This window comes from Agrobacterium sp. 719_389 (assembly GCF_900188475.1).
In the GTDB taxonomy this organism is placed as follows: domain Bacteria; phylum Pseudomonadota; class Alphaproteobacteria; order Rhizobiales; family Rhizobiaceae; genus Agrobacterium; species Agrobacterium radiobacter.
The window spans coordinates 66391-82791 of the sequence record NZ_FYEM01000014.1 but is presented as its reverse complement, the minus strand read 5'-3'; the positions used below and the strand labels follow the sequence as shown (position 1 = coordinate 82791).

General features: G+C 61.3%; 14 protein-coding genes. 13 read left to right on the top strand and 1 reads right to left on the bottom strand.

The window, feature by feature from the left end; genetic code table 11:
- The first annotated feature begins 17 nt into the window (after positions 1-17).
- The 4 genes from CFB10_RS22120 (at position 18) to CFB10_RS22105 (ending at position 5160) form a co-directional block, all read left to right on the top strand.
- Positions 18-1553 (top strand): ABC transporter substrate-binding protein, encoded by a 1536-nt coding sequence (locus CFB10_RS22120; RefSeq protein ID WP_026363370.1) that lies wholly within the window; start codon positions 18-20, stop codon positions 1551-1553.
- Positions 1554-1642: 89 nt separating this feature from the next.
- Complete coding sequence (locus CFB10_RS22115; RefSeq protein ID WP_003505487.1) at positions 1643-2566, top strand: ABC transporter permease; 924 nt, start codon at positions 1643-1645, stop codon at positions 2564-2566.
- A gap of 6 nt (positions 2567-2572) precedes the next feature.
- Positions 2573-3421 (top strand): ABC transporter permease, encoded by an 849-nt coding sequence (locus CFB10_RS22110; RefSeq protein WP_004430999.1) that lies wholly within the window; start codon positions 2573-2575, stop codon positions 3419-3421.
- Between the two features lie 5 nt (positions 3422-3426).
- Complete coding sequence (locus tag CFB10_RS22105) at positions 3427-5160, top strand: M14 family metallopeptidase (protein WP_020009051.1); 1734 nt, start codon at positions 3427-3429, stop codon at positions 5158-5160.
- Between the two features lie 27 nt (positions 5161-5187).
- On the opposite strand, the gene CFB10_RS22100 is transcribed toward CFB10_RS22105, so the two are convergent.
- Entirely contained in the window at positions 5188-5559 is a 372-nt protein-coding gene (locus tag CFB10_RS22100; protein WP_020009052.1) for a hypothetical protein, read from the bottom strand.
- Between the two features lie 377 nt (positions 5560-5936).
- Here CFB10_RS22100 and CFB10_RS22095 point away from each other — a divergent pair, with 377 nt between their 5' ends.
- The 9 genes from CFB10_RS22095 to iolE all read left to right on the top strand — a co-directional run bounded on the left by CFB10_RS22095 (position 5937) and on the right by iolE (position 16365).
- Positions 5937-7109, top strand: a complete 1173-nt coding sequence (locus CFB10_RS22095; RefSeq protein ID WP_020009053.1) for an ABC transporter substrate-binding protein — start codon at positions 5937-5939, stop codon at positions 7107-7109.
- Positions 7110-7197: 88 nt separating this feature from the next.
- Positions 7198-8061, top strand: coding sequence for a branched-chain amino acid ABC transporter permease (locus tag CFB10_RS22090; RefSeq protein WP_026363371.1), 864 nt, complete (start codon positions 7198-7200; stop codon positions 8059-8061).
- 1 nt (position 8062) lies between these two features.
- The gene (locus CFB10_RS22085; RefSeq protein WP_020009055.1) at positions 8063-9070 is read left to right on the top strand and encodes a branched-chain amino acid ABC transporter permease; all 1008 of its coding nucleotides are present in this window, start codon (positions 8063-8065) and stop codon (positions 9068-9070) included.
- Entirely contained in the window at positions 9067-9831 is a 765-nt protein-coding gene (locus CFB10_RS22080; RefSeq protein ID WP_003505479.1) for an ABC transporter ATP-binding protein, read from the top strand. Before CFB10_RS22085 ends, CFB10_RS22080 begins: the two co-directional genes overlap by 4 nt.
- On the top strand, positions 9812-10528 hold the full coding sequence (locus CFB10_RS22075) for an ABC transporter ATP-binding protein (protein ID WP_020009056.1): 717 nt from the start codon (positions 9812-9814) through the stop codon (positions 10526-10528). The genes CFB10_RS22080 and CFB10_RS22075 overlap by 20 nt, the downstream gene beginning before the upstream one ends.
- A gap of 168 nt (positions 10529-10696) precedes the next feature.
- Entirely contained in the window at positions 10697-11512 is an 816-nt protein-coding gene (locus CFB10_RS22070) for a MurR/RpiR family transcriptional regulator (protein ID WP_026363373.1), read from the top strand.
- 203 nt (positions 11513-11715) lie between these two features.
- Entirely contained in the window at positions 11716-13632 is a 1917-nt protein-coding gene (iolC, locus tag CFB10_RS22065; protein WP_020009058.1) for a 5-dehydro-2-deoxygluconokinase, read from the top strand.
- Complete coding sequence (gene iolD, locus CFB10_RS22060) at positions 13629-15455, top strand: 3D-(3,5/4)-trihydroxycyclohexane-1,2-dione acylhydrolase (decyclizing) (RefSeq protein ID WP_020009059.1); 1827 nt, start codon at positions 13629-13631, stop codon at positions 15453-15455. Before iolC ends, iolD begins: the two co-directional genes overlap by 4 nt.
- A gap of 1 nt (position 15456) precedes the next feature.
- Positions 15457-16365 (top strand): myo-inosose-2 dehydratase, encoded by a 909-nt coding sequence (gene iolE / locus CFB10_RS22055; RefSeq protein ID WP_020009060.1) that lies wholly within the window; start codon positions 15457-15459, stop codon positions 16363-16365.
- Positions 16366-16401: the final 36 nt, after the last annotated feature.

The window sequence follows — 16401 nt, the reverse complement described above, 5'->3', positions numbered from 1 at the left end:
TGAAGAGGAACAGGTAGATGACAATAATCAAGAAGGGGATGACGACAACGTTCGTCGCACTTGCCATGGCCGCCACGGCCTTCACCGCCGCACCGGCTCTTGCCGCCGGCAAGATGACCATTTCCAGCCCACAGGACCCGGGCAGCTGGGATCCGATCGACACCTTCCTCGTGCAATGGGCGGCTGTCGCCACCAACATCTTCGATGGCCTCACCTATCGCGGCCCGGACCTGAAGGTCGTGCCCGGCCTTGCCGAATCCTGGGAAGAGCTGGATGAAGGCAAACGCATCCGCTTCAAGCTGCGCCAGAACGTTAAGTTCCACAATGGTGAGCCCTTCAACGCCGCCGCCGTCAAGTTCACCTTCGAGCGCCTTCTCGGCGAACAGGGCGCCAAGGGCCCGCAGCGCTCCAACTATGTCGCCATCGAAAGCGTCGACGTTATCGACGATTACACCGTCGACATGAAGCTGAAGGCGCCCGATCCGGTGCTGCTGACCAAGCTTGCCGGTTATGGCGGCATGATCGTTCCGCCTGCCTATATCAAGGAAAAGGGCGAGGACAATTTCAACCTCAACCCAGTCGGCACCGGCGCATTCAAATTCGTTTCCTACGCGCCGAAGACCAATATCAAGCTGGAAGCCAACCCGGATTACTGGGGCGGCGCGCCAAAGCTTTCCGAACTGGAATACCGCTTCATCGCCGAGCCGGCGACCGCCGTTGCCGAGTTGCAGGCCGGCCGCGTCGATCTCGTCATTCCGCCCACCATCCCGATCGGCATGATCCCGGTTATCGAGGGCGATTCCAAGCTTGAGATCGTCAGTGTGCCCGGCCCGACGGTCGATGCGCTGCGCTTCAACACCCGTGACGGCATCACCGCCGATCCGAAGGTGCGCAAGGCGATCATCATGGCCGTCGACCGTGGCACCATCGTCAAGTCGATCCTTGCCGGCCAGGCATCGGAAATCGCAAGCTTCCAGAGCGCGCTGTCCTTCGGTTACGATCCGGAGCTGAAGCCGCTGCCTTACGATCCGGAAGGTGCAAAGAAGCTGCTCGCGGAAGCCGGCGTCAAGCCGGGTGCGGCGTTGCAGATCGATATCCGCGGCAATGACGCGACGATGAACGAGGTGGCGCAGGTCATTTCCAGCTACCTCTCCATGGTCGGCATCACCGCCACCATCAAGCCCTATGAAACCAACGTGCTGCTGAACGACATCATCCCGCAGGGCAAGACCGGCGCGATGTTCCAGCAGAAATGGGGCGGCTGGACCTTCGATTACGACAACACGGCCTATTCCATGTACCACTCGGGTGAAAAGTGGAACCCTTACGACAAGGACGAAAAGCTGGACAAGCTGCTGGAATCCCAGCGTCCGCTGACCGACCGTGCCGAGCGCGAAAAAATCCTCAAGGAAATCGGCAGCTATACCGCCGAACGCGCGCTGGAAATTCCGCTTTACAACACCAATGCCATTTACGGCATCAACAAGCGGGTCAAGGGTTTCGTCGCACCGCCGGATAACCGCCTGAAGCTGACCGACGTGACCGTCGAATAAGCGGGTTGATCCTCTGACACGCCGCCTTGTCCGCCTCTCGCGGGCAAGGCGGGATTTCTCTTCCCCCGTTTCCTCGCAAGGTAAAAAACGTGGCCGGTTTCCTCATCAAGCGATTGCTGCAGGCGATTTTTGTCGTCATCGCCATCACCCTTCTCGTTTCCTTCGCCATTCGCCTCACCGGCGATCCGGCTGTCACCATGTTCCAGGGCGGCGGCAGCATGACGGAAGACGATCTGGCGCGCATTCGCGCGGCGCTGGGCACTGACCGGCCGTTCTTCGTGCAATATTTCAGCTTCCTGAAGGGCCTTGTGACGCTGGATTTCGGCCGCAGCTTCACTGGAAGCACACCGGTCTCACGCCTCATCGCCGATGCCCTGCCCGCGACGCTGCTTCTCGCCTTCATCTCCATGGCGGTGTCGATTGCGCTTTCCATCCCGCTCGGCATCAAGGCCGCGACCTCGCGCGGCAAGACGGCCGATCAGGTGATCCGCATCTTCTCGCTCGTCGGCCTGTCCTTCCCGAATTTCTGGCTCGCCACCATGCTGGTGCTCTTGTTCTCCATCACGCTCGGCTGGCTGCCGCCCAGCGGCATGGGCGGTTTTGCAAGCTACATCATGCCGTCAGTCACCATGGGCGTGATCCTGACAGCCACCAATGTGCGTCTGGTGCGCACGGCCATGCTCGATACACTGCGCTCGCAATATGTCATGGTGGCGCGCGCCAAGGGCCTGAGCGAAAGCAAGGTTCTCTACAAACACGCGCTGCGCAACTGCGCCATTCCGCTCATCACCTATTTCGGCCTGCAATTCGGCGGACTGCTCGGCGGCATCGTCGTCATTGAGCGTGTCTTCAACTGGCCGGGCCTCGGCACGCTCGCCTTCGATGCGGTGGGCGCGCGCGATTATCCCGTGCTTCAGGCCGTCATCACCGTGCTGTCGCTGATGATCGTCGGCATCAACCTTCTGGTCGATATCGCCTACGGGCTGGTCGATCCGCGCATCCGCACGGAGTAATTGACGATGGCTGCCAAAACCTCGCGCCTGTCGCGCTTCAACAATCTCGAATTCATCCTCGGCGCCCTGCTTACCGTCGTCATCTGCCTTGCCGTTCTTCTTTCCGACGTGCTGTTTCCGGGCGGTGCCGAAAAGATCGACCTGATGGCGCGCCTTGCCAAGCCCTTTACTAGCGCCGCCCATCCGCTCGGCACCGATCCGCTCGGCCGTGACGTACTGGCCCGTGTCGTGGCCGGCGGCAAGATTTCGCTGCTCGTCGGTTTCACCTCGGTCATCGGGGCCGTGGTCTTCGGCGTGATCGTCGGCCTGGTCGCCGGTTATTATCGCGGCTTCTGGGATATGCTGGTCATGCGCTTTGCCGATATCCAGCTCGCCATGCCCTTCATTCTCTTGGCCATCACCTTCATCGCCATTGTCGGCGGCAGCCTCACCAACACCATCATCCTGCTGATCGTCTCGCAATGGGTGCAATATGCCCGCCTCGTGCGCGGCTCGGTGCTGACGCTGCGGGAGCGGGAATTCATCCTTTCCGCTCGCGCCATCGGCGTGAAGGACTGGCGCATCATTCTCCAGCACCTGCTGCCGAACCTGATCGGCCCTGTCATCGTGCTGATGACGCTGAATGTCGCAAACAATATCCTCCTGGAAAGCAGCCTCACCTTCCTCGGCCTCGGCGTTGATCCGACCATTCCGAGCTGGGGCGGCATGCTGGCGGATGGCCGCACCTATCTGCAGACGGCATGGTGGGTCAGCGTTTTCCCCGGCCTTGCCATTCTGCTCACCGTGCTTGGCCTCAACCTTCTCGGCGACTGGCTGCGCGACAGCCTCGATCCCACCGGCAGAACCTCGAGGTAACAGCGATGAGCCAGATTTTCGACCAGACCTTCGAACGCACTCTGGATGCTCTTGTCGCCAGTGCCGAGCCCGGCCAGTCCTTCGAGGCATGGACCTTCGATGACGCCAAAAGCCGCCGCGACGCCGAAAACAGGCTGAAGAAAAAGGGGGTCAGCGCCCGCATCCGCAGCGCCTACAAGCCGCTCCTCTTCACCTTTCTGGAAGAGATCAATCTGGATGGCGTCGACACCATCGCGGTGCGTTACCCGGTGCACGCCAACGCCCCCGCCAATCGTTTCCGGCTGGAAGCCTATCCGCTGGCGGCTTTGGTGGGCGATGCGAAAATCGATTTCATCGGCCGCGAGGACGACGCCTTCCATTACGACGTTACGCTGAGCCGCAACGGCAAGAAGGAAACCCTGAAGGTTCTCGCCCCAAACCGGGTTCACGCCGATATCGTCGGCGAAACCAATGTCTCGCCCACCGGCTGGTTCCGGCTTGCGGGCGATGCTGCGGGCGAGCGGCTGGAGACGGACTACGAGCGGTTGTTCAAAGCGGCGATCGATGCTGTCGCCAGCTATGGCTGGGGCGATGAAGAACCCTATTTCGAAGAGCTGAACATCCGCGTCGCGCACCCGGCCGAAGATCTGCCCCTCTCCGTCGGCGATGAGGTCATCAGCCTGCGTGAAGCGCTGCATGAGGATTTCTATTTCTCGCTGCTGGAATTCTTCCAGAAGAAGTCCGGCCGGGCGCTGGGTGACCGGGGCCTGAAGCCCGGCCAGATCGTGCCGGAAATCGTGAAAAGCGAAGGTGAAGTCTCCGTCCGCATCGAGGCCCGCACGCTCACCACCGCTTTTCTCGATGGCCGTGAACAGCCGATCGATACGGCCAGCGAACCGGTTGCGGCAGGCCAGCTGGCGGCGCTACTGGCGGATATCGGCGGCGAGGCCTTCGAGGCCCGCTCCCGCTCCGGTCGCATTCTTGCCGCCCGTTATGTCACCGGCAGCGATGCCGCGGTGATGATCAGCGGCGGCCAGCACCCCAACGAGACCACAGGCATCGTCGGCGCCATCCGCGCCGCCCGCAAACTCGCTGAGCGCAAGGGCGCGCATTTCACCATTTCGCCGCTGGAAAATCCTGACGGTTACGCGCTGCACCAGCGGTTGCGCGTCGATAATCCCCGCCATATGCACCATGCGGCGCGTTACACGGCGCTTGGCGACGATCTCGAATATCGCACGCAGGAAAATTCCGGCAGCCATATCAACGAGAAGGAAATCCGCTTCAAGGCGCAGGAGATGAGCGGCGCCAGCCTGCATGTGAACCTGCACGGTTATCCCTCGCATGAATGGACCCGGCCGCTTTCCGGTTATGTACCGCGCAATTTCGCCATGTGGACGCTGCCGAAGGGCTTTTTCCTCATCATCCGCCACCATGCGGACTGGGAAAGCCAGGCCGAAGCCCTGCTCGACCGGGTGACCCGCCATCTTGGCGCCATTCCCGGCCTGCTCGATTACAACAACCGCCAGATCGCACTTTACGAGACCCATGCCGGCGAAACCGGTTTCCGCATCATCAACGGCTTTCCGTGCCTGTCCTCCATCGACGACCGCCACACCGTGCCGATGACGCTGATCACCGAATATCCCGATGAAACGATCTATGGCGACGATTTCATCACCGGCCACACGGCGCAGATGGAAACGGTTCTCTCCGCCTATGAGGCATGGCAGGAGATTCTCGTCGGGGAAGTGGCCTGATATTGCAGGCCGCCCTCGATGGGCGGCCTATTTTCCCACCGTGCCGGCGAGTTTTTGGTCCCGCTGCTTCTGCAAAAGCCTCTTGCCCTTGCTCACAATATGCAAATTAGCGGCGTCAAGCTTGTTGTACCCGGCCTGAATAATATCGAGATCGGCAACGTGACCGATTGCTGCCAGTTCATGCATCACGTCGCCAATAGCGACATCGACACTCGGCTTTTGCAGGTTGACCACATCCTCCACCGCAGCGTGCATGCCTTGCGCGTCTCCGCCCATGACGTGATACAGCGCCAGCGCCTTGCGAAGAAATGCTTCGCGGCGCTCGATTTTATTGTTGAGTATACTTTCGCCAACGCGATCCCGCATCAACTCAACAACTCTATTTTGATATTCGCCCATCAGACACCAAATAAAGTTCACAATATGCTTCGCGAGGCTACAAACAATCCCCTTAGAACTGGTTAAGGCACGAGGCTTGCGCGGGTATGACCGTTATTTTCGAAACATGTTACAAAAGCTGGTTTTCATGAGGAAGCATTTCGATACCACCTGCCGCGAAAACACCGGTCGCGATGGCTGCAGCGGCGCTATACATTGAGAATCACGGGATGATCACTATTGTGCGATCTCGCATGAGACAAACCCGGTGAGACGGGCATTGATAACCGTCAGGTTATCTATTCCCCCCCTTATTTCATTTTACTTTGACCACCCCAGTCATCAATCTGACAGTCTGGATCGGTGGATGGGAGCCACGGATCAATTGGGAGGAAGTTATGAAACTACGGATCACCGCCGCCATCGCGGCCATTTGTTTTAGTTCCGTTGCCTATGCCGATACGATCAAGGTGGGCGTGGTCGGTCCGTTCTCCGGCCCCTTCGCGTTGCAGGGCAAGAACTTCAAGGCCGGCATCGATGCCTGGTTCGCCCTTCACGGCAACAAGGTCGGCGATGACACGGTCGAGGTCGTCTATCGCGATGTGCCGCAGGCCGATCCGGCACAGTCCAAGGCGCTGGCGCAGGAGCTGGTGGTGAAGGAAGGCGTGCAATATCTCGCCGGCTTCTATTTCACCCCCGACGCCATGGCGGTTACGCCGCTTCTGAAGCAGGGCAACGTGCCGATGGTCATCATGAATGCCGCCACTTCGGCCATCGTGACCAAGAGCCCCTATGTGGTGCGCACCTCGTTCACCACCTGGCAGACCTCCACCCCCATCGCCAAGGTGGCGTTTGATGGCGGCGTGAAGAAGGTCATCTCACTGGTCAGCGATTATGGCCCGGGCGTCGATGCGGAAAATGCCTTCAAGGCCGCCTTTACGGCCGCCGGCGGCGAAGTGGTGGAAACCATCCGCATGCCGCTTTCCACCAATGATTTCAGCCCGATCATGCAGCGCGTGAAGGATTCCGGCGCTCAAGGCGTCTTCGCCTTCCTGCCGTCGGGCCCGACGACGCTCGGCTTCGTCAAGGCTTTCAACGATAACGGCCTGAAATCTTCAGGTGTCAAGCTCTTCGCACCGGGCGATCTGACGCAGGAATCCGACCTGCCGGCGCTTGGCGAAGCCGCACTCGGCATGCAGACGACGTTCCATTACGCCGTCTCGCATGATTCGCCTGAAAACAAGACCTTCGTGGAAGCCGCCACCAAGGCGATCGGCAATCCGAAGGAACTGTCCTTCCCTTCCGTCGGCGCCTTTGACGGCATGTATGTCATCAGCAAGATGATCGAGGCCACCGGCGGCAAGCAGGATGCGGAAAAGGCTGTCGATGCGGTGAAGGGTCTTTCCTGGACAAGCCCGCGCGGCCCTGTCAGCATCGATCCGGAAAGCCGCCACATCACGCAGAACATCTATCTGCGCGAGGTCGCCAAGGGCGATGACGGCGCCTATTACAACAAGGAAGTCCAGACTTTCGAAAAACAGGGCGATCCGGGCCTCGCCGCCGCGAAGTAAACGACAGCTTTGACGACGTTGTCGGGCCGCCAGTAGCGGCCCGTCTCCGGCCCGGATGGGCATTGCAGCACCGGGAGGGTTTTTCAGCGTGCAGACGGTCTTCAGCATCCTCATCGATGCGCTTGCCTATGGCATGGTCCTGTTCATCATCTCCATCGGCCTTTCGGTCACGATGGGGCTGATGCGGGTGGTCAATCTGGCACATGGCGCCTTCGCCATGATCGGCGGTTATCTCGCCTCCTATGCCGCCCACGGCCTCGGCCTCGGTTACGCCCTGGCGATCATCGTCGCCATTGTCGGCACCATCGTCATCGCCATTCCGCTCGAACGTTTCCTCTATCGCCGCATCTATGGCGCGCCGGAGCTGACACAGGTGCTGATGACCATCGGCATCACCTTCTGCATCATCGGCATCGCCAATTTCGTTTTCGGCCCCACACTGAAGACCATCCCCTTGCCGCAGCAGCTGGCTGGCCCCACCGATCTCGGCTTCCGCACCATCGCCACGCACCGAATCTTCGCCATCGCCTGCGGTCTGGCTGTTGCCGGCGCATTGTGGTTCACCTTCGAAAAAACGGCCTTCGGCATCAAGCTGCGCGCGGCCGTCAATAATGCCGCCATGGCGGCCGCACTCGGCGTGCGCACCGAAATCATCTACGCCGTCAGCTTCGCCATCGCCGTCGGCCTTGCCGCCATGGGCGGCGTCATCGGCGCGGAACTTTTGCCGGTCGAACCCTATTATGCGCTGCGCTACATGGTCACCTTCCTGGTGGTGGTTTCGGTTGGCGGCGCAGGCTCCATTCCCGGCGCGCTGATCGCCTGTCTGCTGCTCGGCGCGATCGACACGACCGGGCGGTATCTCGCCCCCGAATATGGCGAATTCTTCTTTTACCTGGCGGTCATCGTGATCATCACGCTGTTCCCGCGCGGCCTTCTCGGAAGGGCGAAATGAGATGGCGGTGCTCATGAACGACGTGACTGAAACGGCAGAGATTTCGAAGGCGCGCTCGCCGCTGCGCGCGCTCGCAGGGCCGCTCCTCATCATCGCCGCCGCTGTCGTCGGTTATTATCTGTTTCCGGATAATCTGGCGCTGCTGACCCGCATCATCGCCATAGCGCTGCTGGTGCTGTCGATCGATCTCGTCACCGGTTATTGCGGCGTCGCGACACTTGGCCATGCCGCGCTCTTCGGCGCGGGCGCCTATGCCGCCGGCATTGCCGCCGCCCATTTCGAGATCACCGATCCGCTGCTGATGACCGCCATCGGCGCGGCTGCGGGCGGTGTGGCCGGGCTGGTCTCCGGCACCGTTCTGCTGCGCGCCCACGGCCTGCCGCAGCTCGTTCTCTCCATCGCCGTCATCCACCTGTTCCACGAGGCCGCCAACAAGGCCTCCGGCTGGACCGGCGGCAGCGACGGGCTATCGGGCGTCTCCCCCGACGCCCTGTTCGGCACTTTCGAATTCGATCTTTTCGGCCGCACCGCCTATATCTATGGCGTCTGTCTGCTGCTTATCGTCTTCCTCGCCCTCAAGGTGGTGGTCAATTCGCCCTTCGGCATGTTGTGCCGCGGCGTCAAGCAGGACAGCATCCGAATTCAGGCCATGGGCGGGTCGGTCAACGGCACTATTTTGAAGATGTTCGTCATATCAGGCATCGTGGCCGGTATTGGCGGCGCGCTGAACGCCATCTCCACCCAGGTCGTCGGTCTCGACAGCCTCAGCTTTACGCTCTCTGCCGAAGGGCTGGTCATGCTGGTGCTCGGCGGCGCGGGCTCGCTCTACGGCGCGCTGATCGGCACCGTCACCTTCATGTGGTTCGAGGACGTGGTTTCCGCCGCCAACCCGTTCCACTGGCTCACCATTGTCGGCCTGCTGCTGATCGCCGTCGTGCTTTTTGCGCCGCGCGGGCTTTATGGCGCGGGTGAAGAGATCATCACGCGCATCCGCGGAGGCCGCAAATGAGCGCCATTTTCGAAGTCTCCGGCCTGCAGAAGAATTTCGGCGGCCTCGTCGTCACCAATAATGTGTCGCTGTCGCTTTCGCCGGGAGACCGCACGGTGCTGATCGGCCCCAATGGCGCCGGCAAGACAACCTTCGTCAATCTCGTCACCGGCAACCTCAAGCCCTCGGCTGGCACAGTACGCATCGCCGGTGAGGACGTGACAGGCCTCAGTTCCAGCCAGCGGGTAAAGCGCGGCCTCGTCCGTTCCTTCCAGGTCACCCGGCTGTTTCAGGACATGACGCCGGAGGAACATGTGGCCCTCGCTATTCTCCAGCGTGAAGGCAAGACGGGCCGGATCTTCGGCCGATACCGCGCCATGCCCTCGGTGATGAGCGAAGCACGCGACATTCTCGGCACGCTGGGTCTGCTTGGCCTTGCCGAAACCCGGGTGCGCGAAATCGCCTACGGTCAGCAGCGGCTGATCGAGATCGCGCTCGCCATGGCGCTCCGCCCGAAAATCCTGCTGCTGGACGAACCGGCCGCCGGTGTGCCTTCCACGGAGACGGCGCGGATCGAACAGGCGCTCGACCGGCTGCCGGCCGATCTCGCCATATTGATGATCGAACACGACATGGATCTGGTCTTCCGTTTTGCCAAACGTGTGGTGGTGCTCGCCGCAGGCGCGGTCATCTTCGACGGTTCGCCGGATGAAGTGACCAGCAATGCGCAAGTCCGCCAAGCCTATCTGGGAAGTTACGCCGATGCCCGCAGCGCCGCTTGAAATCACCAACCTCACCGCCGGTTACGGCCCGACAAGGGTCATCGAGGGCCTGTCGCTTTCCGTGCCGTCGGGCTCGCGTTTTGCCGTGCTCGGCCGCAACGGCGTCGGCAAGACCAGCCTCTTCGCCACACTGGCCGGCCAGACGAAACGCTTCGCCGGCGATATCCGCCTCGGCGGACAGGATATCGCCACCCTGCCGAGTGCCGCCCGCGCCAAAGCCGGTCTCGGTTACGTGCCGCAGACCCGCGATGTCTTCCCCACGCTGACCGTTGAGGAAAACCTCTTCGTCGGCCTCAAGGGCAGGCCGAAATCGGCCATCGAGGAAGCCTACACGCTGTTTCCGCGCCTGCAGGAACGCCGCCGCAATCTTGGCTCGCAGCTCTCCGGCGGCGAACAGCAGATGCTCTCCACCGCCCGCACCATTCTCGGCCAGCCGCGCGTGCTGCTGCTCGACGAACCGCTCGAAGGCCTCGCCCCCGTCATCTGCGAAGAACTGATGGCGGCCTTCTCCAAGCTCGCCCAATCCGGCGAAATGACCATTCTTCTTGTCGAACAGCGCATCCAGATGGCCATCGACTTCGCCGACCACGCCATCATCATGGAACGCGGACGCATCGTCTGGGAAGGGCCGTCGAGCGAACTTGCAGAGAACCCTGGTATTATCGATACGCATCTTGGGGTTGGCGGGCTGCACTGAGTCCCCCTCACCACCCTCATTCCTGTGCTTGTCACAGGAATGAGGGGAGTATGCTGGCCATTCCTGCCCCAAATCCCGTCCATCACTCATACCTTAAAAAACCCAATGGAATAAAAATTCCATTGCAGTTAAAGTGCACACGATTTCAGTCTGCATGAGGGAATGACAATGACGGCAATCGAGGCGCCAGACTCCGTAAAGGCTTTTGAAGAGCGGCTGCTCCAGGTCGCGGAGGGTTTGCCGAAACGATTGCGGCAATGCGCCGATTATGTCGCTTCCAATCAGGATCGCATCGCCGTTTCCACCGTCGCCGAAATGGCCGAAGGCGCCGGCGTGCAGCCTTCGGCCTTCATGCGCTTCTGCCAGATCATGGGTTTTTCCGGCTTTTCGGAAATGCAACGCCTGTTCCGTGATTCCTATGTCGGCGGCTGGCCGGATTATGCCACGCGGCTCGACCATCTGCGTGAAAAGGGCGATGAAAGCGCGTCCGGCCTGCTGGCGGAATTCGTGGAGGCCGGCCGTTCCTCGCTGGAAATGCTGCTGAAATCGGCCGATACGCGGCAGCTTGACGAGGCGGTTTCTGCATTGGCAAAAGCGCGCACCGTGCATATCATCGGTTTGCGGCGCTCTTTTCCCATTGCCAGCTATCTGGCCTATGCCTTCGAGAAGATGAAGGTGCCGGCGGTTCTGCACAGCGCCGTCGGCGGGCTCGGCAATATCAGCGCCATTTCCCGCGACGACGCCCTGATCGCGATCACCTTTTCCCCCTACTCCGCGGAAACGCTGGAACTTGCGGAAAATGCCCGCGCCAACGGCATTCCGGTCGTGGCGCTTTCCGATTCCGCCGTCAATCCGCTCCGGAAGTCAGGCGCGACGCTGCTGACCGTGACGGAGATCGATTTCGGCGCGTTCCGCTCGCTTTCCGCCACGCTCTGTCTCGCCATCACGCTGGCGGTTGCTGTGGGAACACGCAAGACGGCCTGAATATTTTTATTGAAAACGGGAAAAATAGAATTTATGATCCAAATCCATGAAACGGGCGTTCCATAATCGTCCGTCTCGTGACGGGATATGTGAGCGGAGGAGGCTCACCGAAACGGGATGGCGATAGGTGGCGGCATGATTGCCTGATCCGCCCGACACCATGAGGCACACCGCGCAAAAGCGCGGTGCTAAGGAGGAAGCTTTTGAAAAAACTTGATCTTATCACGATCGGGCGCTCGTCTGTCGATCTGTACGGCTCGCAGGTCGGCGGCCGTCTGGAGGACATGGCCTCCTTTGCCAAATATATCGGCGGCTCTCCCACCAATATTGCCGCCGGCGCTGCGCGCCTGGGGCTCAACAGCGCCGTCATCACCCGCGTCGGCGACGAGCATATGGGCCGCTTCATCCGCGAACAGCTGGTGCGTGAAGGCGTCGATGTGCGCGGCGTGAAGACCGACCCGGAGCGGCTGACTGCACTGGTGCTGCTCGGCATTCGCGACCAGAACCAGTTCCCGCTGATCTTCTATCGTGAAAACTGCGCCGACATGGCGCTCAGCGAAGACGATATCGATCCCGCTTTCATTGCCGAGGCAGGCTGCATCTGCGCCACCGGCACACATCTGTCGCATCCGAAAACGGAAGCGGCGGTGCTGAAAGCACTGAAACTCGCCCGTGAAAATGGCGCAAAGACCGCGCTCGATATCGATTACCGCCCCAATCTCTGGGGTGTGGCCGGCCATGGCGATGGCGAAAGCCGTTTCGTGGAATCGCAGAAGGTTACCGCCAAGCTGCAATCCACCCTGCATCTCTTCGACCTGATTGTCGGCACGGAAGAGGAGTTCCACATCGCCGGCGGCTCCACAGATACGCTCACGGCACTCAACGCCGTGCGCAAGGTCTCGAATACGACGCTGGTGTGCAAGCGCGGACCGATGGGCGCCGTCGTCTTCACCGGCGCTATTCCCGATAGCCTCGATGATGGCGAGACGGGCGAAGGTTTCCCGATCGAGGTCTTCAATGTTCTGGGTGCCGGTGACGGTTTCATGGCCGGGCTTTTCCGCGGCTGGCTGCGCGGCGAGGACTGGCCGACGACGCTGAAATACGCCAATGCCTGCGGCGCTTTCGCCGTCTCCCGTCACGGCTGCACCCCGGCCTATCCAAGCTGGGAAGAACTGCAATATTTCTTCAAGGCGGGCATCCGCAACAGGGCGCTGCGCAAGGACGAAGCGCTGGAGCAGGTGCACTGGTCCACCAACCGCAAGGGCGACTGGGAGACGATGCGCGTCTTCGCCTTCGATCACCGCATGCAGCTGGAGGCGATCGCCGACGAGCTTGGCGTCAAGCACGAGCAGATCGGCGCCTTCAAGAAGCTCTGCCTTCAGGCCGCACAGCAGGTTGCCGGCGGTGAGGCGGGTTATGGTATTCTCTGCGATGGCCGTCTTGGCCGCGATGCGCTGTTTGCCGCCAGCGGCTCCGGCTTGTGGATCGGCCGTCCGGTGGAATGGCCGGGCTCGCGCCCGCTGACGCTGGAACCCGATCTCGGCAAGGATTTCGGCGGCCTTTCGGAATGGCCGCTTGAAAATGTCGTCAAGGTTCTGTGTTTCTATCACCCCGATGATACCGAGGAGATGCGCGCCGCACAGGAAGAGACCGTGATGCGCCTGTTCGAGGCGGCACGTCGCAACCGGCTGGAAATGCTGCTGGAGGTCATTCCCTCCAAGGTCGGCCCGACCGACGATTTGACCGCCGCCCGCATCATCGAGCGCTTTTACGAGATCGGCGTCTATCCTGACTGGTGGAAGCTTGAGCCGATGAAGACCCGCGCCGCGTGGAAGAACGCCTGCGACGCCGTGCATCGCAACGATCCTTATGTGCGCGGCATCGTCGTTCTCGGCCTCGACGCACCGCAAAGCGAGCTGGAAGAGAGCTTCCGTCTTGCCGCCGGTTTCGATCTGGTCAAAGGTTTCGCCGTTGGCCGCACGATATTTGCCGACGCCGCCCGCGGCTGGCTTTCCGGCAAGATGACCGATGAGGATGCGGTCAGGGATATGGCGCAGCGTTACACCAGCCTGTGCCGTATTTGGGATGAGGCGCGCGCCAAAAAGGGAGAGGCAGCGTGAAGACAATCAGATTGACGGCTGCGCAGGCCATGGTTCGTTACCTGGCGGCGCAGATGAATGAACATGGCGAAACCTATATCGCCGGTATGTGGGCCATTTTCGGCCACGGCAATGTCGCCGGCATCGGCGAAGCGCTTTATGGCATCAGGGACGAGCTGCCGACCTATCGCGGCCAGAACGAGCAATCCATGGCCCATGCGGCCATTGCCTATACCAAGCAGCTGCGCCGCCGCCGCGCCATGGCGGTCACTTCCTCCATCGGCCCGGGTGCGGCGAACATGGTGACGGCGGCAGCGCTTGCGCATGTCAACCGCCTGCCGGTGCTCTTGATCCCCGGCGATGTCTTCGCCAATCGCGGCCCAGACCCCGTGCTGCAGCAGCTGGAAGATTTCGGCGACGGCACCATGACGGTGAATGACTGCTTCCGTCCGGTCAGCCGTTATTTCGACCGCATCATGCGGCCGGAACAGTTGCTGACAGCCCTGCCCCGCGCCATGCGCACCATGACGGACCCGGCCGATTGCGGCCCCGTGACGCTGGCCTTCTGCCAGGATGTGCAGGCTGAAGCCTATGATTATCCTGAAAGTTTCTTCGAAAAACGGGTCTGGCGTCAGCGCCGTCCTGAGCCTGATGTCGTGGAATTCGAAGAGGCCGTCGCTGCGCTCAAGGCGGCCAAGCACCCCATCATCGTTGCCGGCGGCGGCGTGCATTTTGCCGGCGCAACCGAAACGCTGAAGCGCTTTGCCGAAACCCATTCCATTCCGGTCGTCGAAACGCAGGCCGGTAAATCGGCGCTTGCCTGGGATCACGATCTCAATTTCGGCCCGGTCGGCGTCACCGGTGCGGAAAGCGCCAATATCATCAGCGAGAAGGCCGATCTCGTTTTTGGCGTCGGCACCCGCTTTCAGGATTTCACCACCGGCTCCTGGGCGCTGTTCAAGAACCCGAACCGTAAAATTCTTGCGCTCAACGTTCAGCCCTATGACAGCGCCAAGCATGATGCGATCAGCCTGACGGCGGATGCGAAGATCGGGCTTGAGAAACTCTCCGCAGCACTCGGCAGCCACCGTTTCGCGGCGCCGGATGCCGGTCTCAAGGCTGCATGGTTCGAAAAGGCCGATGCCGATACGGCGGCGCCGGGCGAGGACAACGCCAACAGCCTGCCGACCGATATGCAGGTGATCGGCGCGGTGCAGCGCCAGTCGCGTGACAATACCGTCGTCATGTGCGCGGCCGGCACCATGCCGGGCGAGCTTCACCAGCTGTGGAAATCCAAGCTGCCGCTCTCCTATCACATGGAATACGGCTTCTCCTGCATGGGTTATGAGGTCGCCGGCGGCCTCGGCATCAAGATGGCGGAACCGGACCGGGACGTCATCGTCATGGTCGGCGACGGCTCCTATATGATGATGAATTCCGAGCTTGCCACATCGGTCGCCATGGGCGTCAAGATCACGCTCGTCATCACCGACAACAGGGGTTACGGCTGCATCAACCGGCTGCAGATGGAAACCGGCGGCGCGGAGTTCAACAATCTCTACGCCCACACCAACGTCAACCCGATCGCCATCGATTTCGTGGCCCATGCCGGCTCTATGGGGGCGGATGCTCGCAAGGTCTCCACCATTTCCGAGCTGGAAGCAGCGCTCGCCAGCGCCCGGGAATCCACCCGCACGACCGTGATCGTCATCGATACCGACCCCTACCCCACGCCGCAGGCCGGCGGTCACTGGTGGGATGTCGCGGTGCCCGAAGTGTCCGACCGCGCCGAAATCGGCCCGGCCCGCGCCCGTTATGAAAACCATGTCAAGGAAAGACAGTAAGATGATCCGTTACGGAACCAACCCGATCGCCTGGTCGAACGACGACGACCGCACGCTGGGTGCGCATATCAGCCTCGAACAGTGCCTTGATGAAACCGCCAAGATCGGCTTCGACGGCATCGAGAAGGGCCACAAGTTCCCGACCGACCCGGAAGGCCTGAAGGGCGTGCTTTCGCCGCGCGGCCTCTCTTTCGTCTCCGGCTGGCATTCGCTGAACCTTCTGACCGACGACATCGAATCCGAAAAGAAGGCCATGCAGCCGGCGCTTGATCTCTTGAAGGCCATGGGCTCGAAGGTCATCATCGTCTGCGAGACGTCCAACGCCATCCACGGTGATGACGGGAAGGCGCTGGTCGACCGTCCGCGCCTTGCGGCCGAGAACTGGGCGAAATTCGGTGCCGGCGTCGAGGCGCTGGCCGCCTTTGCCGCCGAACAGGGCATCACCCTCGTTTATCATCACCACATGGGAACGGTGGTGGAGAGCGAAGAGGAGATCGACCTGTTGATGAAACACACGGGTCCGAAGACGCACCTGCTGCTCGATACCGGCCATTGCCTGTTCGGCGGCGGCGATCCCGTGCGCGTCGCTCAGAAATACATGGGTCGCGTCGGCCATATCCATGCCAAGAACGTGCGCCCTGCCATTGCCGATCAGGTACGGGGCGAGCGGCTTTCCTTCCTTGAAGGCGTTCGCCGCGGCGTGTTCACCGTGCCGGGTGATAGCGAAGGCGGCGTGAACTTCCCGCCGGTGCTGAAAGTGGCGGCCGAGCATGGTTACAGCGGCTGGCTGGTCATCGAGGCAGAACAGGATCCTGATGTGCGCAACCCGTTCGAATATCAGAGCCTTGGACTGAAATCGCTGAAGGCGTTTGCGCGCGAGGCGGGGCTGGACAAGGCTGAGGCTGCCTGAAGCCTTTCCTCATTCCTGTTCCCCGGGACAGGGATG